Origin of the sequence: Roseovarius sp. PS-C2 (genome assembly GCF_018862045.1) — a bacterium.
Lineage (GTDB): Bacteria > Pseudomonadota > Alphaproteobacteria > Rhodobacterales > Rhodobacteraceae > Roseovarius.
The window spans coordinates 146,223-169,007 of sequence record NZ_JAHKSQ010000001.1 but is presented as its reverse complement, the minus strand read 5'-3'; the positions used below and the strand labels follow the sequence as shown (position 1 = coordinate 169,007).

22 protein-coding genes are annotated in these 22,785 nt (G+C 62.4%); 4 read left to right on the top strand and 18 right to left on the bottom strand.

Annotation, left to right across the window (positions count from 1 at the left end; genetic code table 11):
* Positions 1-80: 80 nt before the first annotated feature.
* The 15 genes from KPG71_RS00820 to cobS form a co-directional block, all read right to left on the bottom strand.
* A complete protein-coding gene (locus KPG71_RS00820; protein WP_253195993.1) occupies positions 81-692 on the bottom strand; it encodes an acyl-homoserine-lactone synthase in 612 nt (203 codons plus the stop codon).
* Positions 693-1,068: 376 nt separating this feature from the next.
* Entirely contained in the window at positions 1,069-1,875 is an 807-nt protein-coding gene (locus tag KPG71_RS00815; RefSeq protein ID WP_216336049.1) for a hypothetical protein, read from the bottom strand.
* Complete coding sequence (locus KPG71_RS00810) at positions 1,875-2,252, bottom strand: hypothetical protein (protein ID WP_216336047.1); 378 nt, start codon at positions 2,250-2,252, stop codon at positions 1,875-1,877. Before KPG71_RS00810 ends, KPG71_RS00815 begins: the two co-directional genes overlap by 1 nt.
* Before the next feature lie 76 nt (positions 2,253-2,328).
* A complete protein-coding gene (locus tag KPG71_RS00805) occupies positions 2,329-3,246 on the bottom strand; it encodes a dynamin family protein (protein ID WP_216336046.1) in 918 nt (305 codons plus the stop codon).
* Complete coding sequence (locus KPG71_RS00800) at positions 3,243-5,306, bottom strand: dynamin family protein (protein WP_216336045.1); 2,064 nt, start codon at positions 5,304-5,306, stop codon at positions 3,243-3,245. The genes KPG71_RS00805 and KPG71_RS00800 overlap by 4 nt, the downstream gene beginning before the upstream one ends.
* A 166-nt stretch (positions 5,307-5,472) precedes the next feature.
* Positions 5,473-6,714 carry a hypothetical protein gene (locus KPG71_RS00795; protein WP_216336044.1) on the bottom strand — a complete coding sequence of 414 codons (1,242 nt, stop codon included), beginning with the start codon at positions 6,712-6,714 and terminating at the stop codon, positions 5,473-5,475.
* Positions 6,715-6,739: 25 nt separating this feature from the next.
* Positions 6,740-7,648, bottom strand: coding sequence for a PP2C family serine/threonine-protein phosphatase (locus tag KPG71_RS00790; protein WP_216336043.1), 909 nt, complete (start codon positions 7,646-7,648; stop codon positions 6,740-6,742).
* Positions 7,632-8,879, bottom strand: coding sequence for an FHA domain-containing protein (locus KPG71_RS00785; protein ID WP_216336042.1), 1,248 nt, complete (start codon positions 8,877-8,879; stop codon positions 7,632-7,634). Before KPG71_RS00785 ends, KPG71_RS00790 begins: the two co-directional genes overlap by 17 nt.
* Before the next feature lie 10 nt (positions 8,880-8,889).
* Positions 8,890-10,269, bottom strand: coding sequence for a serine/threonine-protein kinase (locus tag KPG71_RS00780; RefSeq protein ID WP_216336041.1), 1,380 nt, complete (start codon positions 10,267-10,269; stop codon positions 8,890-8,892).
* A 190-nt stretch (positions 10,270-10,459) separates the two neighbouring features.
* The gene (locus KPG71_RS00775) at positions 10,460-11,536 is read right to left on the bottom strand and encodes a response regulator (protein ID WP_216336039.1); all 1,077 of its coding nucleotides are present in this window, start codon (positions 11,534-11,536) and stop codon (positions 10,460-10,462) included.
* Positions 11,537-11,878: 342 nt separating this feature from the next.
* A complete protein-coding gene (locus tag KPG71_RS00770) occupies positions 11,879-12,220 on the bottom strand; it encodes a DUF427 domain-containing protein (protein WP_216336037.1) in 342 nt (113 codons plus the stop codon).
* 57 nt (positions 12,221-12,277) lie between these two features.
* A complete protein-coding gene (locus KPG71_RS00765; RefSeq protein WP_216336035.1) occupies positions 12,278-14,086 on the bottom strand; it encodes an aminopeptidase P family protein in 1,809 nt (602 codons plus the stop codon).
* A gap of 172 nt (positions 14,087-14,258) precedes the next feature.
* Positions 14,259-16,139, bottom strand: a complete 1,881-nt coding sequence (gene cobT / locus KPG71_RS00760) for a cobaltochelatase subunit CobT (RefSeq protein ID WP_216336032.1) — start codon at positions 16,137-16,139, stop codon at positions 14,259-14,261.
* Positions 16,136-16,513: a hypothetical protein gene (locus KPG71_RS00755; protein ID WP_216336031.1), complete on the bottom strand. Its 378-nt coding sequence runs from the start codon at positions 16,511-16,513 to the stop codon at positions 16,136-16,138. The genes cobT and KPG71_RS00755 overlap by 4 nt, the downstream gene beginning before the upstream one ends.
* Positions 16,510-17,496 carry a cobaltochelatase subunit CobS gene (gene cobS, locus KPG71_RS00750; RefSeq protein ID WP_216336030.1) on the bottom strand — a complete coding sequence of 329 codons (987 nt, stop codon included), beginning with the start codon at positions 17,494-17,496 and terminating at the stop codon, positions 16,510-16,512. Before cobS ends, KPG71_RS00755 begins: the two co-directional genes overlap by 4 nt.
* 145 nt (positions 17,497-17,641) lie before the next feature.
* Between cobS and KPG71_RS00745 the strand changes: the two genes are divergently transcribed.
* From KPG71_RS00745 to msrB, 4 genes are all read left to right on the top strand, one after another.
* Positions 17,642-18,184, top strand: a complete 543-nt coding sequence (locus KPG71_RS00745; protein ID WP_216336029.1) for a sigma-70 family RNA polymerase sigma factor — start codon at positions 17,642-17,644, stop codon at positions 18,182-18,184.
* The gene (locus KPG71_RS00740) at positions 18,181-18,873 is read left to right on the top strand and encodes an anti-sigma factor (protein ID WP_216336028.1); all 693 of its coding nucleotides are present in this window, start codon (positions 18,181-18,183) and stop codon (positions 18,871-18,873) included. Before KPG71_RS00745 ends, KPG71_RS00740 begins: the two co-directional genes overlap by 4 nt.
* 121 nt (positions 18,874-18,994) lie before the next feature.
* Complete coding sequence (locus tag KPG71_RS00735) at positions 18,995-19,552, top strand: fasciclin domain-containing protein (RefSeq protein ID WP_216336027.1); 558 nt, start codon at positions 18,995-18,997, stop codon at positions 19,550-19,552.
* A 92-nt stretch (positions 19,553-19,644) separates the two neighbouring features.
* Entirely contained in the window at positions 19,645-20,121 is a 477-nt protein-coding gene (gene msrB / locus KPG71_RS00730; protein WP_216336026.1) for a peptide-methionine (R)-S-oxide reductase MsrB, read from the top strand.
* 47 nt (positions 20,122-20,168) lie between these two features.
* Here msrB and KPG71_RS00725 read toward each other — a convergent pair whose 3' ends face one another.
* The 3 genes from KPG71_RS00725 to KPG71_RS00715 all read right to left on the bottom strand — a co-directional run bounded on the left by KPG71_RS00725 (position 20,169) and on the right by KPG71_RS00715 (position 22,519).
* Complete coding sequence (locus tag KPG71_RS00725) at positions 20,169-20,792, bottom strand: DnaJ domain-containing protein (protein ID WP_073032432.1); 624 nt, start codon at positions 20,790-20,792, stop codon at positions 20,169-20,171.
* Between the two features lie 156 nt (positions 20,793-20,948).
* Positions 20,949-21,365, bottom strand: a complete 417-nt coding sequence (locus tag KPG71_RS00720; protein WP_216336025.1) for a DUF4177 domain-containing protein — start codon at positions 21,363-21,365, stop codon at positions 20,949-20,951.
* Positions 21,366-21,472: 107 nt separating this feature from the next.
* The gene (locus tag KPG71_RS00715; RefSeq protein ID WP_216336023.1) at positions 21,473-22,519 is read right to left on the bottom strand and encodes a YeeE/YedE family protein; all 1,047 of its coding nucleotides are present in this window, start codon (positions 22,517-22,519) and stop codon (positions 21,473-21,475) included.
* Positions 22,520-22,785 lie beyond the last annotated feature (266 nt).

The window sequence follows — 22,785 nt, the reverse complement described above, 5'->3', positions numbered from 1 at the left end:
ATTGTTGATGAATCGCACGGAAACCCGCCATTCGACACGGCAATGTTTCCGTTGCGTCCGAAATAAACGCGGTGTTCGGGTCAGATCACGAAACCCTGCGCGTTGAACAGGACCGATTGGCTGGTGGTGCCGTCAATGGTGAATTTCGCGCCGATCGGGGTTGCGCTGACGCCCAGGCGCCGTGCCCAACGCGACCAGACAGCGGGAACGATCCCGAGGATATATTTCGCCCCGTTGTCGATCGCGACTTGGGTCATGCCCTTGAACAGCAATTGTTCGACCTCCAGACGCCGCGAGGCGGGGACGATATCGGTCACGAAAAAGCGCGATGCCTCCCAGACATCGTGCTCGACCGGGGCCTCGATGAACAGAACGTCGGTGGGCAGGCTTTCCAGAAGGCCGTTTTGCGCATCGCGCAGCATGTAACTGTAAATGCCGCATTTCGCTATGGTCGGCAGCATGCGAACGCCGCCCAGAACCTCGCCGAATTCGTGCAGGACAACCCATTGGCTCGCGGGCGTATCGTACTGATCGAACTCCATGCCGTCGGCTTCGCAGACGTCCCATTTCAGCTGATCCAGGAATATCGTTTTGCGCGCTTCGAGATATTTCACCAGAAGATCGCCATGCTCGTGAATCGTGCGGAAATTCATCGTGACCGATTTGATCTTCGATGCCTTGCTGCGGGTCATGAACCCCGATGAAACACCTCTGGCGTTTTCCGGGGTCGTCAGGGACGCCGGATTTGGCCAGTCAGGAAGTTCGGACGGCGCACGAAAAGGCGACCACGATCGGTTCATTGCCTGCTCTCAACATATTTTTGACTTATTTATGCCAAATTTTAACCAAACAAGTCTACCGTGTATTAATTTTTTATTAAATTTCGTTAGTTTAGAATGCCACAGCACAGGTCATACGCATTCCCCTGCCCGGAAATTGGGCAGCAAATTCATGGGTTGCTGTGGTTGTGCGGCCTTTTTCGCTTACGCGCATTCTTTGTGCGTCAGGCGAGAGTCGGGCCTCTCATCCCGCGGCGGCGGGGCTGGGGTGTGACGATCGGGGGGATGTTTACGGCGATGCAGGCGATTTTGCGCCGTAAAACCGTTGCCAATCCGCCAGTGTCCCGGCCACATCCTCGGGGGGCAGGAGGGCGATGACATAGTCGTCGGACTCCGATGCCACGACGGCGCGCAACGTCCGGGAAAAAGGCAGCACCGAACAGGTCGGCTCGCTTCGCTTGAGGCGCGACAGCGATCCTTTGTACATGCGCTTTTCCACAACGAGCCGTCCCAGATCGGCCAGGCGGGCGACCAGATCTCCCGAACCGCCGGAACCCAGGATCGTCGTTCGCTCTTCGAGCCGTATCCAGCCCTGTGCCCGATCCTCGATTTCCCCAAGGAAACGGTCCAGCGGCGCGGCCCGGTCGTCTGCAACGGTGCAGGCCGCCAATTGCTCGACCGAACAGGACTGACTGTCGGTCGCGACATTTTCGATGCGCCCGCGGCAGCAAAGCGATGCCTGGGGATGATTGTCGCCGATGTGCACAAGGGTTTCGACATGGGCGCGCGCCATGCCTTCCGGGGTGGCATTGCCTTCGGGGGCAGGGTGGGCGGTATCGAGGGCGATCAGCCTGCGATGCGAGGCGATCATCCGACCCACCACCTTGCCGCTCGCCACGATGTCGATCCGTCTGGGCAGGATGGTTTCGTCGATCTCGTCTATGACCCTGCGAACCAGACCGAGGCCATTTTCGGCAGGGGTGTCGCGTTCGGCGCTCAGCACGGTCCGCTCGGCGCATAAGCGTTTCAGCACCTTTCGCAGGCGCTGTTCCGCCTTGTCGTTCGGACCCGGCGTTATCTGGGCTGTCCTTGCCATCAGGAGCCCCCCGCCATGCCATGAAACAGATTGTTCGCGCCGTTCACGACACGGGCCTCCGCCGCGGCATCCCGGCAAAGGCAGCATATGACATCGGATGGCTCTTCCGGGGAGCGCACGAAAATCAGCACACCCTGCGGGCGGGCAACGATGGCGCTTTGGCGGTCGGCGGTTTCCGTTTCACCTGTCGCCGCCAGCGCGTCGGACACGGAAAAGGTAAAGGCCGCGTGTTGAAGAATCTCTTCCAGTTGGTCCTGTCTCAGAGGGTCTGCCGCGCTGGCACGAAGCGAAAGCCCGGTGCGCAGGTCCCCGAAGGAAACCAGCGAGCAATCGGGAATATCCCTGCGCATTTGGTCCAGGTATTCGGCAATGTTCATGCTCCGCCCCCCCGGCGATGGTCATGCTGGCGTGACGATTATCTCGCCCGTACCAGCCGTTGTGTCCTGCGTTGCGTCATAGGTCGGCCCCCGGTCGCGTCCGGCGCCCGCGCAGTTCGGTACGCACGCGGCGCACGCGCTTTGGCACGATTCCGGGATCGGAGGTGGTTTCGTCGTCGTCGGACCCTGCCAGGGCCAGAGATGTTTCCCCGGCATCACCACTTTGGGCGATATCCGAAGGCGCGTTGGGCGGCGTATAATGCGGCGTCTGCTGCGCGGCCGATGACGATGGATTGAGCAGCATTTCCACCAGGTGATCGACGAATTCCGCGGCGCCGCTGGCCTGCCATTTCGCTTCGTCGTCCCCCGAGTCGAGCGCCTTGAGAATCGAAATCGGATAGACGGCCTTGAACAGCCCCTCGGTTTCCTTGCGCACGCGGGCCAGCATGCGCGCGGTATCGCGATCGTTGCGCAGCTTGTCGGCCTGGGTCACAAGAAGAATGTTGTCGCCGTTCGTCCGGTCCTTGATCCGCTCCCACATCGCGGCCTCGGATTGCCGCCATGCCTGCGTGGCCGGGGTGCACCAGACGACGCAATCGATATCATCCACGAGGGAGAGCATCGCCTCGGTGGACAGGTTCGGATCGGAAATGCCGGGCATGTCGATAAGATCGCAGATATCCAGCGTTTCGGACGGGTTATAGAGCCGGATATAACGTGTATCTTCGACCGATACCTCGTCGAGCGCGGCGATGTCACAGGGCATTTCCGTTCCGTCGTGCCGTACCGCAACCGCAGAGTCCGCCCCTTTGCTGAGCCAGACCGGCGGAAGCCGCGTTGCGGTCACGCGCACCGGCATCGGCGCCCCGCCCAGAAGCAGTTTGGACAGCGTGCTTTTGCCTGCGCTGAACTCGCCCATCAGCGCCAACCGGGGTTTGCGGGGGGCGACGCGCAGACTTGTATCGGCGGTATCCAAGGTCGTCTCCTTCGTCATGAGGTGTAGCGTCTGAATGTTTCGATCGCCGTGTCGAGACTGCCGTGACAGTCCTGACCTGCCGGTGTCTGAAACAGGGTCTCGATGTTCTCGCCGTGCTGGCGGCCTGAAATCAGGTCGGTCAGAACGTCATGCTGCTGGTCCAGGAACCCTTGCAGTTCCTTGAGGACGGCAGTGCGAATGTCGCCGGTCTGCGCATCCTTCATCTGCGTCATGAAATCTTCGGTTTCGGCGCGGATCAACTCGCGGAACTGTTTGGCGAACGCCTTGTAGCCGCGGGTCTTGCGCCACCACATGACCCACCAGCTGTCGTTGAAATCCAGTGCGATGGTCTGTCCCAGGGCGACCGGGGCGGGGATATCGGGAACTGCGGGCACGCCTATCTGGATGCCTTCGACCATCTTCCCGAAGGCGCGGTAAAGAAGATGGGCCGTATCGGTCACGGCGGCCTCATAGCGCTGCTCGGCAGCCTTGCGGATACGCGCGCCCATCGACGAATAGGCCGACCGCAGCAGGACACGCAGCCCCGTCGGGGTGTATTCCCAAACCAGATCCGGGCCGAAACGTTCGAGATGCGTCAGAAGCGAATGCGTGGAGCGTTCGACGAAGTTCTCATGCGCCCGGTCGGCACGCAGGTGAAAATCCGCAATGATCTCGTCGATCTCGCTGCCGAACCCGTCCAGATGGGTTTGGGCGATCTGTTCGAATTCTTTCCGCAGGTCGTAGCCGCTGAGATTGGCGCCGTGATCGCCGGCTTCGATCATCACCGATTGCGCTGCCTGTTGGGACGTGGCGATGGAGAGCGCCGAAGAGGCCAGCTTTTCCAGCAGCGGCGCGCCAAGCCCGTCCACGATGCGTTGCGACAAGCCCTGCATCAGGGCAGGGAGGCCGGACATGTCCCATATCTGATCTGCGGGCTCGCGGTCGATCCGGGTGGTGCCCAGCAGATCGTTCGTGATCGCCAGCAGCGCATCGGCGCTGACATCGGGCATATCGTCCAGTTTTCCGCTGAGTGCCTTGTTCGCCCAATAGGCGCTGCCGAAAATGATCTCGGCCTCCGCCGGGCCATCATGGGCCTGCAGCGTTTCGCGCAGGCTGTCCTCGATCTCGGGGATCTGGTTGACCGGATCGGACAATTCGTCGATCCGGTTGACAAAGATCACCACGTCACGCGACGGCAGGTTCGATATCAGGCGGATCAGGGCAAGATCGACCGTGGTCAGGGCCTGCGCCGCCGACAGGACGACCACGCAGATCCGGCTGTCGCGGACGGCCTTGATGGTGATCATCTCGCGCATCATGAAGGTGTCGTTGACGCCCGGCGTGTCGCGCAGGCAAATCCTGTGCGGAACAGTGCGGCAATTCAGATACAGATCGGCCGACCGGGTGATATCGGCAAACTGACCCTGCCCGTCATCGGCGGGATCGTCGCTGTCATCGCCGAAATCGTCGCCCAGACAGATATAGCGTTCCAGCAGGTTCTTGTCGAAATAGCTGTATTCGTGTTCTTGCCCCATCAACAGTTCGAATTTGCGGCCCAGGCGCTTGCGGGATTTTTCGCGCATGGTTTCAAGCTGATGCTGAATTTTCTGCAGCTCGCTGTCCGCCCCGGCGCGTCCGGCCAGTTCTCCGAGACGACCGCCCTTGGAGGTCAGCCTGTCCCATTCGTCTTCGGTCATGAACTGGAATTTCGCGCCGTTCTCGGCGCGTTTCTGACCCGGTGTCAGGTGCAGGGAGGTCACTACGGAGGTCCACGGATTGACATCCGACGGAAGCAGGTCGGCCCAGCCAGCCATGGCGTTCAGCAAGGTCGTCTTGCCCGATTTCACCTGTCCCAGAACCGTGACACAGGGTTCGAAATCGGCAAGTTCGTCCTGCAAGCGCTGCACCGAACGGCGCGTGCCTTTGCCCGCGAGATTGGCGAGCGTTTCCAATGCCTGTTCGATTTCGGCTGTCCGGCAGGCGAAATCGCTCAGGTCTTCCATGCCCGACGACAGATTGCCCGGACCGGCGGAGGTCAGGAGCCCGGTTGCGTGATCTATTTCAGCTTTGACGTTCATTCGGCTTCCGGTGTCGGCTTGGGCGAGACGGATGGACAGGCCTGGTTGGGACATCCATATCATCCGCCCGCGTTCAACATTTGACGAAACTGGCAAGCAATTGTGGTGAGAATTGGACGCGTCTGCGGAAATAATCTTGCTTTTGCCCCGTTCGTTAACCCGCTTTTCAGCCTGCCGCTTTTTCGATCAGCTCCTTGCGCATCTGAAGTAACAGGGTCACGGCGTCGAGGGCGGCGTCTTCGCCGCGTTCCAGTTGAAACAGAACCAGCATTTCCTCGCCATCCTGAAGATCGTCACGCACGGTTTGCGCCGCCGGGTCGTTCGGGGCGATGCGGTCCATCAGGGTGCCGAGCGACGATACCGCTTCGACGCAGCCATTCAGGATCGCGTCGGAGTTCAGTTCCCCCGACATATCCAGCGAGTCGAGCATCTGCCCGGCCTGTTTCTGCAGCAGATCGGCGGCTTCGGACAGCAGCACGCCGGTTTCGGTCGCGACAGTCTCATTGCCGGAGGTCAGCGGCGATGCCGCAGCGGGGACCACAGCGGCTGAGGGCGAGGCGGCGTTTGCGTCCGGGGCCATCGGGGCCTGCGACGACAGCCTTTCCAGAAAGACCCGGCCCTGGTCGATATCCGCGGCACGCCCTTGCCGCACCTCGTTCAGCACCAGGTTCATCAGGCGCTGGCCACCGCTCGACGCCCAGAGCGCATCGTCCACCGCCGTGCCCGAGGTCTGCGCCGTAATGCCTTGAATCGTCGCGACCGGGCACATGCCCAGAAATTCCTCGGCCACGACGGGCTCCAGACGGGACATGATACCGGGCAGCACGCCGCGCATCATTTGCTTGTCCGCCTTGGTCAGCACCAGAAAGCTGTGATCCTTGATGTGGTCCGGGGCCATCGCCCAAAGCTGTTGTTCCGCGCCGTTGAAATCCTGGCTGCACCACAGGACGATATCGGCCCGCCTGACAATCTGATCGAGAACGGAACCGTTGTCAGCGGGGTTTCCCGTCAGGCCGATTTCAATGAAGTCCTGACAGGCCAGCCTCGGGGTCGGGATCTCCTGGCGTGCGCGCACCACATCCTCGGGCAGGTCGATATCCTTCAGCAATCCCGCAGTTTCCTGGACCGAACCGTCGCGGCGCTCGATCACGGTGCGCTCATGTTCGCCATAGGACAGTTCCATGATGGGCGGCGACAGACCGCCCGTCGATACCGAATGGCCCGACAGCATTTCCAGAAGGGCCGTCTTGCCACTGCCCGGCAAGCCGGTGACGACCACCTGAACCGGTTTGGTGAGGTGCGACAACAGCCGCCCTCCCCAGCGGTCGTAGGGCGCCGGTATGTTTCCGCTGGATAGCGCGGTTTCCAGACGGTCGATGACCGGACTGATGTTCCCGATATTCGTCACGCGTGTACTCTCTTCCAAATCCGGCCTATGCGGTTCCGGCGCCCGAGCGGGACACCTTGGCCAGAATCGTGATGGTTTTGTTCCCGGCCTGATGCGTGCTTGAATGCGTTACCGCTTCGGAAGGGGGCTCGGACATCTTTGCCCCTTCCTTCACGGCCTTGATGACGCAGAACGACACGTTGTCCTGATCCGGGTCGTCGAGCTTGTGAATTTCGCGCATCAGCGCCGCGCTGATATCGTCGGCCGAGCGTTTGCGCGAAAACCGCAGGATGCCCTCGATCTGGGCGTCGTCCAGAAATTGCAACCCGTCGCTGGCCACGATCAGGATATCGTCATGCCGTATCCGAAGAGGCATCGACCGGCAGTCCATCTGAGGGATGTCATCCCCGATCAGGACGGATGTCAGGCAGCTTGGATCGGGATAGTTCAGCGCTTCTTCGTAGCCCATGATGCCGTTGTTCACCAGGAAATCGATCTGGGATTCCAGCGCATGGTTTTCGTTCAGGCGCGTCAACACACCATCGCGAAACAGGTACAGGGGCGAATCCCCGACCGAAACCCAGTAAAGCCTGTCCTCGATAAAGACCGAGGCGACAAGGGTCGCGCCCATTCCGGCCACGTTTGCGCGCGTGCTGGCGTATAATCCGACGCATTCGTTCGCGCATTCGGCGGCACGGCGCAATATATCTCCGATATGCGGCTCCAGCAGGTCGGGATCGCCGGATTGCAGCTTCAACTCGCTGAAAACCTCGGTCACGACGATCTTGCTGGCCACATCGCCGGCGGCGTGCCCGCCCATGCCGTCCGCCAGGACCACGAAACCGCAGGGGAATCCGGCCTGAAAATCGGACACGACGGCGTCTTCCTGGCGGTCGCGACGCCCCTGGTCGATGGACATCGACGTTTCGTAGATCAGATCAACCGTTTGTGTCATGGGCCCAGCCATTGTTGTCCGGGGTGCCCCATTTGAAATCCTGACCGCAAAGCGGAATGAACTTCAGAACGGTCTCACCGATGGTGATCTTGTCGCCTGCGCACAGGTCTTCGGTGCTCAGAACCGGCCTGTCGTTGCGGCGAACCAGGTTTGCCTTGCCGCCATGCCCGATATAAAAGACGCGTTGCTGTTCGTCATAGGCGATCGAGGCGTGGTTCTCGCGCGAAATGCTGTTGTCGCCAAAATCCAGCCGAACGGATTGATCCGCACCGCGCCCGATGGTGCAGACACCGTTATGCAGGGTGAAGGACGCGCCATAGCCCGCGCCGCTGATCACCACCAGCCATCCGACCGGGAACATGGCGTGTTCCGCGTGCGAGGCGACCGGCGCTTGCGACAGCACGTCCCGCCCGATGTCGTTCCCCGGCTGGAAACCCAGCAACCGTGTCTTGGCCCGGCCACGGCGCCCGGCACCAAGCCCCGCTGTCGGTTGAGGGACATCGACCGCGACAGCGGGGGCCGGATCGGCGGCGGGTGTCGGTGCCTCGCTGGCCGGTGCGGGGGGTGGTGTTTCGTTACTTGCCTCTTGTGCAGGTATTTCGGGAGAAACGGTGACGGTGCGTTCGTATTCGGCGCCGAGTTGCAGGGGCGCAGGATCGTCAGCAGGGGGCTCAACACGGTCTTGCGATTGCGGCACTTCGTGTTCGCCGGTCATGTGCTGCGGGGCGGTCGTATCGGGCTGCGATGCGGGGGCCGTATCGTCGGGCTGACACGCGGGTGGCTCGTCTGCAAGGGAGGCCGCTTCGTCCTGCTGCGGTTCCTCCGTCGCGCATGTTTCGGCCGGGGCAGGGGTGGCGGGCATCGCTGCGGCATCCGCAAAGGTCACATCGTCTTGCAGATCGTCGTAATCCGTATCGGAAAAGAGATTGTTCAGATCGTCCATCAGGTCGTGATCCGCATTTTCGCTCGGACCCTCTGTCAGGCTCTCGGCCAGATCGTCTGTTTTCCGGTCGAACTGTTCGAAACCGTCTTCGGCCTTCGCGCTGACTTGCCCTAGCAGGATATCGTCAAGCCGCTCTGCCTGCTGGTCCTGCGCGGTCCGGTGCGGCATTTCTTCCTGCGCGCTGTCGGTGCGCGGCCTGTCGGGCGTGGGAATATCTGCTGAGGGAATGCCGCCAGCCTCGAAATGCGCCTGACGCTTTTCTCCGATAATGTCACGAATGAATTTCATGATCGTCCTTTCAGTTTTGACCCGTGGCGGCTGCGCGGCTCCGCCGTTTCACTAGAGAATTCAACATACGCGATAGCCCGGACCGCGGAGCGTCCTCCCCGGTCGTTTCGTCCGCCGCTGCCATCATAGGCGCTTCCGGTTCTTCAGCTTCGATCTCGTGCCGGATTTCAGCCCTCTCCGGTTTTTTGCGGCGGCCGTGTTTTTCCGTGTGTTTTTCCGATTGCCGGTCCTGATCTTTCAGCCAGGCTTCGAGATCCTGAATCGGGTTGCCGAAGATATCGACAAGCTGCGGGAGCTCGTCTTCTTGTTCGGCGGATTCGTCGGTCGTGTCTTTGGCCTGCGTGGCCGTGTCGGGCACGGCGGCGGTAAGATACCTGTTCGTGTCCGCCACAAGCGAGGAAATCACGGCTTCGAGTCTCGTGTCCGGCAAATCTGCATCCGGCTCGAGCTCGGGAACGCTTGCAACCGTATCCGGTTTCGCATCGAGCAGGGTCAGCCATTCTTCGACCGAGCGGATGCGTTCCCCCCGTGACAGCGAAAGGGCACGGTCGATGGCGTCCAGGAACGGCCTGTCGAAAGGCCACTTTCCTTCCGCCAGCGGAACGTAGGGGTCCGGTTCGTCCGAGGTCAGCGCCGCAAGCCGTTTCTGGCTTTCCGGTGGCGCTTCGCCCGTGACCAGGTGATAGAACGTCGCCGCGACGGAATAGAGATCGCTCGACATGTCCTGGATACTGTCCTGAACATAGAATTCCTGCGGGGAATAGCCCTCTTTGACGGCGAGCAGCGTCGAAAGGGCGCGCGACGATTTGCGAGTCTCCTCACGCGCGGCGCCGAAATCGATCATGGTGACCTTGTCATTGATATCCAGCAACAGGTTGTCGGGCGAGATATCGCGGTGCAGCATCCCCTGGGCGTGAACGTAATCCAGCGCGTTCAGGGTATCGTGCAGCAACTTGGTGATGAGGCGGTTCGTCAGCCGCTCGGGCTCGCGTTCGAGCACGGTGATCAGGTCGACGCCCTGAATGTACTCCATGGCGATATAGGCGGTGTTGTTTTCCTGAAAGACCTGATGAACCCCGACGACATTGGGATGTTCGAGCTTGGCCAGACGCAGGGCCTCGCGCAGGAAATTGCGAATGACGCTCTGGAACTGCTCCTGATTGTCCGTCTCGGTCGGACGGACTTCTCCTTCGACGCGATGGCAGATCGAACTGGGGAAGCATTCCTTGATCACGACACGGCGATCAAGGCTGTCACGGGCAAGATACGTCATGCCGAACCCCCCGTCTATGAGATGCCGTTCGATCGTGTACTGACCGTAAAGAAGCGTCGCGCCGGGAGAGAGGAGTTGATCCTCAGGCAGGCTTTGAATGGTGGCCGTGTTTGGCAATGTAACTTTCCATTGGACAGCTTGAAAACCATTGGGAAGGGTACGTTTGCACTCATAACGTTAATACGCTGCACCGGAATTGTGATCAGATCGTGGCCAAGATCGGTCGATCAGTTGGCAAGCGGGTAAAACTTGCCTCAAAATGGTCGCAGGCGTTTATGCAGGAGCCCTCGGGCCGCGGGCGCGCGCGTCAGCCTGTCCGGGTCTTCCTGGCGGCAAGCCGTTGATGCCACAGCGTGTCGTTCACTTCCGGGAGGGTCTCTTTCAGTACAGACCTGTAGGCCTTCTGATCGAGCCGCCGCTGTTCATCCGACAATAGCGCACGGCTCAGGAAGCGTTTCGAAATCGAAACGAACTCGTTCGCCGAAAGGTGCCTTTGCTCAACGCTGTCGACGGCGCGCCCGAGCAATCTGAACAGGTTCTGCGGCGAGATCGTCTTCAACGATACCTGATCCCCGGCGACCACCCGAACGGAGGATTTCCTGTCTTGCCGGGGACGCGAGGCAATCCGGGTGTTTATCATGTCTTCGATTTCGTCCCGGAACGCGTTCAGCGGTTTTTCGAGGACGCAAACGAAGGTTCCGTCACCGCGATAGGACAGGCTGCTCAGATGACCCAACAGCGCCTGTTGAATCGATATGGCGACATCGGGCGCCATGATCGCCAGATTGTCTGGCGAATGCTTCGGAAAGTCACGCCCCGGATGCCTGATCTTGAACGCGATGAGAATCGCCTTGCACGATTTGCGACGGCCAAGCGCGATCAGGTAGTTTTCGAACTCCGCATAGTCGATCAACGCCCCGGCTTCGTCTGTCGTGTCCTCGGCGCGGTCGGCGCCCGGCTGTGCCATCGCCTTGTCCAGGCTTGGCCAGAAATCGTGATGTTCCTTGTCATGGGTCAGCCTTTGCGCTTCGTGAAGGCGGGCGCGAAGTTCGAGGAAGTCGAATGGTTTGGTGATGGAATCGGTCGCACCGGCGGCAAAGGCCCGGTCGAGATAGTCTTTGTCTTCCATCGCGGTCAGCATCAGGACCGGCTTGTGGCGGTATCCCGGTGTTTGACGGATCAACCCCGTCAGGTCGATCCCATCCATGGCCGGCATTTGAATGTCGATCAGGAAACAGTCGAAAAACCTTTGTTCATCGCTGATGGTTTCCAGCGCATGTTTGGCGGATTGCGCCGTTTCGACCTCGTGATACCCAGTGCCTCCCAGAACGTGCCGAAGAATTTCCAAAATGCTTTCGTCATCATCGACCGCAAGGATCTTCATTTCGCGTTGGCCTTTAGTGGTGAGTTCAGGAGAAAACACAGGTCACTGGCTACGCAGAATCTTGGTTTAGAGGCGAAATGTGGTGGAACTTTGACCCTTTTCCCTTGTTGCCCGCCCGGAGGTGAAATTTGCCACTATCGGCCCGTCCGGCAAGAAGAAATTCCTATGAAACCCGCGGGAATGCCGGACAGGCCGATGGCTGACAAAAACCGGACGGCGGCATGTGCCGACCGACATCTTAGATCTGTGTCGCGCGATCCTGAAAGGCACACGGGACGTGCCCGGCACTCCCGCCTGAAACGAGTGCCGGTTCGCGTCCCGCTATATATGCCGATAGGGGGCTTATACGCGCTCGACCGCGACCTTTTCACTGGGATAAAAGGCCAGATGGTCCTTGATGCGGGCCACGTCGTCCTTGGGGGCGTCATAGCTCCAGGCCGCATTCTTCAAGGTCTGGCTCTTGGTCACGATGGAATAATAGCGCGCCTCGCCCTTGAGCGGGCAGGTGGTGCGTTGATCGCTTTCATCCAGAAACGCCATGGCGATATCGCCGCGGGGAAAATAGATGACATCCGGGTGGCCGTTTTCCGACAGTTCCAGCGCGTCCTTGCTTTCGGCCAGAACCGCGCCGCCTGCACGGACCACCCATGTTCCCTCGGCCTTGCGTATCTTGATCCCGGTCATCTCCGTCCCTTTCGTGTCTTTTCGTATCTGCTGTGTGCTTGCCCGGCTTTTGTAACGTCAGTGTTGCAAAGGCGTGGTTGCTTGCTCCAACCATAGACGAGCCGCCCCGGATATCCGAGGCCCGATTTTGTCGCGGCACGCGGCGTGATAGGCATCCAGCCAGTCGCGCTCGGGATCGCTCAGCATAGCGGTCACGATCAGCCGCCGGTCGATCGGCACGAAGCTCAGCGTTTCAAAGCACAGCTTGCCGGTTGCGTCGCCACCGGGCAGCGTTTCGGCGTCGCGCACGACCAACAGGTTCTCGATACGGATGCCGAATGCGCCTTCGCGGTAATAGCCCGGTTCGTTCGATACGATCATGCCCGGCTCGAACGGAACGTCGCTGATCTTCGACAAGCGCTGCGGGCCCTCGTGAACGCACAAATGCACCCCCACGCCGTGGCCCGTGCCATGCGCATAATCCTGATCGGCCAGCCACAGCGGATAGCGCGCAATGGCGTCCAGATCGCGCCCCGCCAGCCCGCGCGGCCAGCGCGTGCGGCTCATCGCGATCATGCCCTGCAACACGCGGGTAAAGGCGGTGCACTCGTCCTCGCCCACATCGCCCACGGGCAGGGTGCGGGTGATGTCGGTGGTACCGTCAAGGTATTGCCCACCCCCATCCAGCACCAGAAGATCGCCCGCCTGCAGCACACGGTTGGTTTTCTGCGTCACCCGGTAATGCGCCAGCGCGCCATGCGGGCCCGACCCGGCAATGGTGTCAAAGCTGATGTCCAGCAGTTTGCCGGTAGCGCGGCGGCTGTCTTCCAGCCGGGTGACCACGTCGATTTCGCTGATGGTGCCGGGGGCCTGAGCGTCGAACCAGGCCAGGAACTCGCACAGCGCCGCGCCGTCGCGCAGATGCGCCTCTTGCGTGGCGGCGATCTCGGCGCTGGTTTTCGTGGCTTTCGGCAGGACACAGGGATCGTCGCCCCAGACATGCGCGACACCGGCCTCGTCCAGGTGCTGCACCACCCAGAGCGGCACGCTCGCCCGATCCAGACGCACGCTGCCCGTCAGGCTGCGCAATCCGGGGCCGAACGCACTGGTGGGGCGGATCGTGACCTCGCCGCCCAGATGGTCGCGCACCCTGTCGTCCAGCTTGGCCGCGTCGATATAGAGCGTCAGATGCGCATCGTCATGCAGCACGGCAAAACCATGCGGCACCGGGTTGCGGGGGATGTCGCTGCCGCGGATATTCAACAGCCACGCGATCGAATCCGGCAGGGTGATCACCGTCGCGGCATGGCCCGCATTGCGCAGGGCGGCGGCCAGACGGCGGCGCTTGTCCGATTGCGGCTCGCCCGCGAGGGTTTCGGGATAGACCCGCACCGCGCCTTGCGGGGGGGGCGGACGGTCGGGCCAGATACGGTCGATCAGGTTGCCGGTGGCTTTCAGCTCGATCCCGGACACGGCCAGCTCCTTCTCGACCGCCGCGACCTGCGCAGGCGTATACAGCCACGGATCGAAGCCGACCGCGCCGCCATCGGGAAGATGCTCTTTCAGCCAGACGGCCAGTTTCGTTTCAGGCCAGTCCACGGGGGTGAAATGCGCGGTATCCACCTGCGTCCTGACCTGAGCGCGATAGCGCCCATCGACGAAGACGCCCGCGATGCCGGACAGAACGGCGCAGAAGCCCGCCGATCCGGTAAACCCGGTCAGCCACGCCAGACGGTCGTTGCAGGGGGCGACGTATTCGCCCTGATGGGCGTCGGCGCGGGGCACCAGAAACCCGGCCAGCCCCTCGGCGGACATCGCCTCGCGCAGTTGCGCGAGACGCGGCGGGCCCTGTTCCGGGCTGGCAGTGTCGTCGAAGGACTGAAACATCGCGATCTCCTGAAAACGATCTAATCCGACAGTGCTAGTGAACCTGGCCCCGAAGATCAACGCCGCGCATGCGCCGGAGGGAAGATGGGGGCGCTGCCCCCGTCGCCCGTTGGGCGACTCCCCCGGAGTATTTCGGGAAAGATGAAGACGGCGGGCCGCCCGGTTGCGGCCTTCAGCCCACTTTCCTGATCCCCATCACGCGGGCCCGCGCCCGCGGGTCGGGATCGAACAGCGCCGCCAGTTGTTCGGTCATCGCGCCGGCCAGCTGATCGACATCCGTGATCGTGACCGCGCGCTCGTAATAGCGGGTCACGTCATGGCCGATGCCGATGGCCAGCAATTCCACCGCCTTGCGTCGTTCGACCATGGCGATCACGTCGCGCAGGTGCTTTTCGAGGTAGTTCGCGGGGTTGACCGACAGCGTGGAGTCATCCACGGGCGCCCCGTCCGAGATCACCATCAGGATCTTGCGCGCCTCCTTGCGTCCCGCCAGCCGCCGATGCGCCCATTCCAGCGCCTCGCCGTCGATATTTTCCTTGAGCAGGCCCTCTTTCATCATCAGGCCCAGATTGTCGCGGGTGCGCCGCATCGGGGCGTCGGCGGATTTGTAGATGATATGGCGCAGATCGTTCAGGCGGCCGGGCAACTGCGCGCGCCCTTCGTTCAGCCATGCTTCGCGGCTCTGGCCGCCTTTCCACGCGCGGGTGGTGAAGCCCAGCACCTCGACCTTGACGTTGCAGCGCTCAAGCGTGCGCGCCAGAACGTCCGCACAGATCGCCGCGATGGAGATGGGCCGCCCCCGCATCGAGCCGGAATTGTCCAGAAGAAGGGTCACGACGGTGTCGCGGAATTCGGTGTCCTTTTCGACCTTGAAAGACAGCGGCGTGGTCGGGTTGGCCACCACACGCGCCAGCCGGCCCGCGTCCAGAATACCCTCTTCGCGGTCGAACTCCCAGCTTCGGTTCTGCTGCGCCTGCAGGCGGCGTTGCAGCTTGTTGGCCAGGCGGCTGACCGCGCCCTTGAGCGGCTCGAGCTGCTGATCCAGATAGGCGCGCAGGCGTTCCAGTTCGACGGGTTCGGCCAAATCCTCGGCGCGGATTTCCTCGTCGAACTCGGTGCTGAACACGGTGTAGTCGGGATCGGCTTCGGACACCGGCGCAGGCGGGGGCGGATCGAGCGGGGCTTCCCCTTCGGGCAGCTCGGTTTCGTCGCTCATCTCGTCTTCGGCCATGTCGTCGGACGATATCTGCGCCTGCTGCTCGTCCATCTGCTGATCCTGGGCCTGTTCTGGATTGGCCTCGGAGTCATCGTCTTCGCTGTCGTCCTGACCGCTGCTGTCGGGCTGCTCGTCCTCGTCGTCGGGGGATTGCTCGGCCTCGTCGTCCTGATCGTCGTCCAGCGCATCGGGGTCGTCCCCCAACTGATCGCCATAGCCCAGATCCTCGATCACCTTGCGGGCGAACCGGGCAAAGGCCGCCTGATCGGCCAGCGTGTCCCCGAGCCCCTCCAGCGTGCCGCCGGCCTGTTGCTCGATGAACCCGCGCCACAGGTTCATGACGTTCTGCGCCGCCGGGGGCAGATTGCGCCCCGTCGCCATGTGGCGCACCAGATACCCGGCGGCGGTGGCCAGCGGCGCGTCCGAGGCTTCGGTGATCTGGCCATAGCCCATGCGCTCGGCCTCGGCGCCGATTTTGGCGTCGATATTGCCGGCGGTGCCGGGCATGTCACGCGCACCAATCGCTTCGCAACGGGCGGTTTCCATCGCCTCATACAGATCGCGTGCCATGTCGCCTGCGGGGTTATAGCGCGCATGGGTGGCCGCATCGTGATACTTGTGGCGCAGCGCCAGCGCATCGGCGGTGCCGCGCGCCTGCAAGACTTCGTCACGGGTCATCCGGCGGCTGACCTGCGGCAGGCGCATGGAATCGCCGGTCAGTCCCGAGGGATCGACCGAATAGCTGACCGTCAGTTCCGGGTCGTCGGCCAAGACCTTGGTGGCCTCGGCCAGGGCCTTCTTGAACGGATCGGCGGGGTTGTCGGTCGGTTTGGTCATTGCAATAGCCGTGTTTCGGGTTGGGTGCGGGCAAAATCTTTGCAGGTGTCTGACAGGCGTTCGAATATCTCGCGGCTGGAGCGGTCGGCATGGCCGATATAGGCCTCCATCATCAGTGCCATGTAGGGTCGCCACCTGGCGATATGGGCCTCCACCGCCTCTGCATCGCCGGTCAGGCGGATCGCGGCCGCGCGAAAGGCGTTCGCCTTGTCATAGGCCGCCTGCTGCCCGTCGAGAAAGGCCGACACAGCCGCATAATCCCCATAGCCGAACCAAAGCGCCGCACAGTCCGCCGCCGGGTAGAGTTCGCCACCCTCCGCAAAGGCGGGCCATGCGCAAAGCAGCGCCGGAGCAAGGGCGGCCTGCGCACTCACCCCAGACTCACGCTCGCGGCGCTTTCGGGCAGTTCCTCGTCAAAGCAGCGCTGATAGAACTCGGCCACGGTCTGGCGCTCCAGCTCGTCGCACTTGTTGAGGAAGGTCAGGCGGAACGCATAGCCCACATCGCGGAAGATCGTGGCGTTCTGCGCCCATGCGATCACCGTCCGCGGGCTCATCACCGTGCTCAGCTCACCATTCATGAAGGCCGACCGACTGAGATCCGCGACGGTCACCATCTGGCTGATGATCTTGCGGCCCTTTTCGGTGTTGTAGAGCGGGTTCTTGGCCAGCACGATATTGGTTTCGGCGTCATGGCTGAGATAGTTCAGCGTCGCCACAAGGCTCCAGCGGTCCATCTGGCCCTGGTTGATCTGCTGCGTGCCGTGATAGAGGCCGGTCGTATCCCCGAGGCCGACGGTGTTCGCGGTGGCGAACAGGCGGAAATAGGGGTTCGGGGTGATCACCTCGTTCTGGTCCAGCAGCGTCAGCTTGCCGTCCACTTCCAGCACCCGCTGGATCACGAACATCACGTCCGCGCGCCCCGCGTCGTATTCGTCGAACACGATGGCGGTGGGGTTGCGCAGCGCCCAGGGCAGGATGCCTTCGTGGAATTCCGTGACCTGCACACCATCCTTCAGCTTGATCGCGTCCTTGCCGATCAGGTCGATCCGGCTGATATGGCTGTCCAGGTTGACCCGCACGCAGGGCCAGTTCAGGCGGCTGGCGACCTGTTCGATATGGGTGGATTTGCCCGTGCCGTGATACCCTTGGATCATCACGCGCCGATTGTGGCTGAAGCCCGCAAGGATCGCCAGCGTGGTGTCGGGGTCGAACTTGTAGGTGCTGTCCAGTTCGGGCACGCGATCGCTGCGCTCGGCAAAGCCTTTCACGATCATGTCGGTGTCGATGCCGAATACCTCGCGAACGGAAATCTCTTCGGTCGGTTTTGCGTTCGTGTCGATGCTGCCGTCAGCCATTCGCGCGGTCCTTCAAGTCGGGTGTCTCAAGTTGCGTTACGTGGTGCAACATATTGCAGCAAAGGGCAAGGGGAAGGGTAAGCGTCATGGACTCCGCAAAAAGTCGCGCTAACTCAGGCCATGGAACAAGAGGAATGGCGCCATCTTGGCTACGCGTGAAGATATTGAAAACTGGCTGGGGCAGATCGCATTGGGGGACCGTGCGTCTTTTTCCGCGTTGTATTCGGCTACATCTGCGAAACTTTTTGGCGTTATCTTGCGTGTCTTGGACAACAGGGCCGAAGCCGAAGAGGTGCTGCAAGAGGTTTACATGCGCGTCTGGCGGCATGCCGGGCGCTATCGGGTCAACGGGCTCAGCCCCATGACATGGCTGATCACAATTGCCCGCAACGCCGCCGTGGACCGCAAGCGGCGGCGCGTGGCGATCCCGGCGGATATGTCGGCCATCGAATTCGAATCCGACAGCGGGCCGGGGCCGGAACAGCGCGCGATTGCCGCATCCGAAAATGCGCGCCTTTCGGACTGTATGGATGAACTGGCCGAAGGTCATGCCGAGGCCGTGCGTCGTGCATATCTGGATGGCGAGACCTATGCAGCGCTTGCCAGCCGCTTCGATGTGCCGCTCAATACGATGCGGACATGGCTGCGCCGCAGCCTGCTGAAACTGAGGGAGTGCCTGTCGCGATGAGCGATGAGACACCAGATCGCGAGGCCGACAAGGCCCTGGCCGGGGAATACGCCCTGGGATTGCTGCCGCCGGACGAGGCGGCGGCGTTCGAGGCGCGTCTGGCCACCGATCCCGCATTGCGCGCGATCTATGCCGATTGGGCCGAAGATCTGGCCAGGTTGACCGACCGGATCGAGCCGGTGGCCCCGCCGCCTCGGGTGTTTGGCAAGATCGAGGCTCGGCTGTTCGGCAGCGGCCGCAGCTCAGGCAGGGCCTGGCTGTCATGGATAATGGGCGCTGTGGCGGCGGTGGTCGTGGTCGTGGCGGTCGGGCTTGGGACTGGGGTGTTGGATCGTGGCCCGACGCCGCCGGGCAGCCCCGCCTATGTGGCCGAAATCGCTGCCGAGGATCGTAGCCTCGTCGTTGCCGCCGCCTATGATGCGGGGCAGGGGCGTTTGTTCATTGACCGACAGCGTGGCGCCCCGCGGGAGGGGCGCGCGCTGGAATTGTGGCTGATCGCAGGAGAGGACGCGCCGGTGTCGCTCGGTGTGCTGCCCTCCGAGGCTCAGGCCGACCTGACTGTGCCGGCTGCGTTGCGATCGCGCCTCGACGGTGCGGTGCTGGCGATCACCGATGAACCGCCGGGCGGATCGCCCACGGGCACCGCCACGGGCGATATTCTGGCGGTCGGAGAGATCACGAACCTGTGATCGCCTGTCCTGAAACTCTTTGACGAAATCTGCGTGGCTTTGGGTGTCGGCGGGCAATCAGGCCCGTCACGCCCTTGTCGCGGCGATCAAGGCCGCGACGTCATAACAGGAGGAACTCGATATGTTTACGATCAGGACATTTGCCGCCGCAGCCACCGCACTCGGCCTTTCGGCCAGCTTTGCCGCTGCCGAAAACCCGATGGTCGGCGGGGCCGCGATGTATGCGGACAAGACCATTGTCGAAAACGCGGTGAACTCGGCCGATCACGAAACGCTGGTCGCCGCCGTCAAGGCCGCCGGTCTGGTCGATGTGCTGAACTCGGAAGGGCCGTTCACCGTGTTCGCCCCCACCGACGACGCGTTCGGCATGCTCAAGGAAGGCACCGTCGAGGCGTTGCTGGAACCCGCGGCCAAGGATCAGCTGGCCAATATCCTGAAATGCCACGTCGTCGGGGCCGACGCCATGTCGATGGCCATCAAGGGCATGATCGACGACGATGGCGGCGTACATCCCGTGCCCACCCTCGGCAGTTGCACCCTGCAGGCCACCTATGAGGGGGACAAGATCATGCTCGAAGACGAGCGTGGCCGCACCATCAACGTGACCATTGCCGATGTCGATCAGTCCAACGGCGTCATCCACGTGGTCGACCGGGTGATCCTGCCGGCGATGCAGTAATCCTCACCCGATCGTGTGGGGCCGTGCATTGCGCCACGGCCCCACACCCGTCATCCTTCCTGAGATACAGCCCTGCAAAAAAGGAGCCCCGCATGAACCGCCGCAGCTTTGTCGCCACCGTCATCGGGGCGGGAACCGGCCTGTCCCTGACACGATACGCCCTCGCCGCCGGAGAAACCTTTGAGATCACCCGCACCGAGGCCGAATGGAAGGCGTTGCTGTCCGACCGGCAATACGAGGTGATGCGCCGCGAGGGCACCGAACCGGCCTTCAGTTCGCCATTGGACAAACAATACGATCCGGGAACCTATCACTGCCGGGGCTGCGATCTGGCGCTGTATTCCAGCAAGCACAAGTTCGACAGCGGCACCGGCTGGCCCAGCTTCTGGCAACCGGTCAATGCCTCTGCCGTGGCCACCAAACGCGACTGGAAACTGGTGATCCCGCGTACCGAATGCCATTGCAGCCGCTGCGGCAGTCACCTGGGGCATGTGTTCAACGACGGCCCCAAACCGACAGGCAAACGCCACTGCATCAACGGTGTCTGCCTGGTGTTCAAACCGGCCTGATCCGGCATCCGGCGCGCAAGGCCGGTTGAACGGCCTTGTCGCCTGTTTTACTTGAAGTTCCGGCTGGCCTTGATCTGATCCCAGGCCCAGACGACCTGTTGCAACTGCTCTTCCTGGCTGCGGTCGCCGCCGTTCATGTCCGGGTGCAGCACCTTGATCAGCTTCTTGTAGCTCTTGCGGATATCCGCCTTGGTCCAGTTGTCCTCGACCTCCAGGATTTCCACGGCCCGGCGCTCGGTCGGTGGCAGTTTGCGCCCGCCGGCCTTCTTGCGGCCCGGATTCTTGGTGGCGTTCTCGCCCAGCACCTGATGCGGGTCTTCGATGCCAAGCCGCGCCCAGGCCCGCGTTTCGGGATCGACAAACGCCTTGGTCTCACGCTCCCAGACCTTGTCCTTGGACATCTGCGCGTTCATCTCGGCCTCGGTCGTGCCGTGGAAGAAGTTCCATTGCTGGTTGTATTCGCGCACATGCTCCTTGCAGAACCAGTGGAACTCATCCAGCACGTCGGGCGCCTTGGGGGCTCGATATTTGCCCGGCTCCTGACAGCCCTCTTTCTCGCAGATGCGCGTTGACGTTTCGGATGCGCCGGACATGCCGCGCCGACCACGCGGATTCTTCTTCTTGGCCGACGAAACCGACATGTCGAAACCGAAGGGATCTGTCTTGGACATGGCTCTACCTTTGCGACTCGGAGCGCAGAGTTTATGCTAAACGCGCGCGAATAGAAGGGGGCAGGGTGCAAAAAATCCCGTTGATCAGCGCAAACCCGCCATGATCCCAGCCGAATCTACGCCACCCAACCGGGACGCCGGGCGCATGAAACCGTGTCAGGGGCGCTCGGGCCGGGCCTTGGGGTCGGTCTCGCCGGACGTATCCATATCGCCCTGCGCCGCGTCGTCCTCGCTGGCGGTTTCGGGCGCAATGCCGTCCTGTTCGTCCGTGTCCGCCTCGCTGTCGGGCACGGCCGCTTCGGCCTGCGCGGGTTCGGGGTCCAGCCGCTCGCCCTCCTGCAAGGCGCGCTGAAACACCAGCACGCTGCGATACACCGTGTGCGACGAGGTCAGCCCCTGCCGTTCTTCCGATGGCAGGATATCCGAGCGCAGGTATTCCCACCCCTCCGCGGCCATTTCATTCAGCGCGGCCTCCAGCGTATGGGCGAATCTGGCCTCGGCCCCTTTGACGCCGGGCGCTTTGCGCCCTTTTGCCGGGGCAGGGATCACCTTGTATTCGAATGTTGCGGGCATCGCGTTCCGTCCAGTTTCATGGCTGGCGCATCCTACCCGCACAGCCGGACAGCGCAAGGCCCCCGGCAATCGCTTGCACGGGGGCCTGAAATTTGGCGTCGGGCCGGTTATTCGGCGGGCTGAACCTGCGTTGCGGGCCGGGGCGCACCGCGCAACAGCCTGTCGGCCAGCACGCCACCCGCGACAATCGAAAGCAGCGCAAGAATGGCCGCCAGCGACAGCGTCGGGATACCGGCCAGACCGGCCCCCACGGTGCAGCCGCCTGCCAGCACGCCGCCCAGCCCCATCAGAACCGCACCGGCGATATAGCGCCCGGTCTGGCGCGGGCTTTCAAAGCTCTGCCAGGCGAAACCGCCGCTCAGCAGCGCCGCCGCAAGCGCCCCGATCAGCACGCCGCCGATCAGCGCCGCACCGAAATTCGCGCCCACCGCCGTCGAGGCGACGGAATAGAACAGCGCATCCGCGGCAGGCGAGGTGAAGGACAGCGATTGCATCGCGATGGGATCGAAATCATCATACAGAACGAACCCCGTGCCGACCCAGCCCAGAGGCACCAGCGCCCCGATCAGGGCCGCCAGGGCCAGAACGCCCGCACGATTGCCCGAACGCAGTCCAAAAGCCAGCGCCGCTATGGCGATCAGCCCGGCCCAGATCGCCGGATTGCCGGGCAGCGCGGCATTGTCCAGCGCCACGGTCTGCGATCCGAGCGCGGTGCGCACCGGGGCCAGAACGCCCTTGAGGGTGGCATGTGCGGTGATTGCGAAAATCACCAGAACCAGCGCGGCGCGCAGGTTGCCCGCCCCGCTCAGCACGGTCAGCCGCGAGATGCAGCCGCGGGTCAGAACCATGCCGATCCCGAACATCACGCCCCCGGCGACGATGGCCAGTATCGGCAGGTCGCCCGCCATGAACCGGTGATCGCCAAAGCCGATCCAGCCCTGAGCGACGGCAAACTGCGTGCCCAGAACCGCCACGGCCAGCGCGGTCAGCCAGACACCGGCGGCCTGTCGGCGATCCTCACCGGCCACGATGGCACGGCGCAGGCAGAAACGGGTCACCTGCGCCAGCGCACCGAACAGCACGCCAAGCCCCAGTGCGAACCAGACGGCGGCTTGCGGGGCGGTCAGGGATTCGAAACCCAGTGTCTCAAACATATCGATTCTCCCGAAATCGGAATTTTTTCCCAAATGGAGCGGAATCGGCTTTCGATCAAGGCTGTATAAATCGAGTGAACTTATGCGAAGCGGAACAAAATACCGTGCATAGGGGTGAGGTAAAACATCTGTTTCGCTTGTGGCGATGCGGCGGGTTAATGATCCATGCCGCCCGCCCTCGCCGTGACCGGCTTTCTTTTCTGCTCTGAGGCACCGATCCCTGGCCAAATGCCTGTAAACGGCGCTGCGCTCGGGTTCCGGCGGCT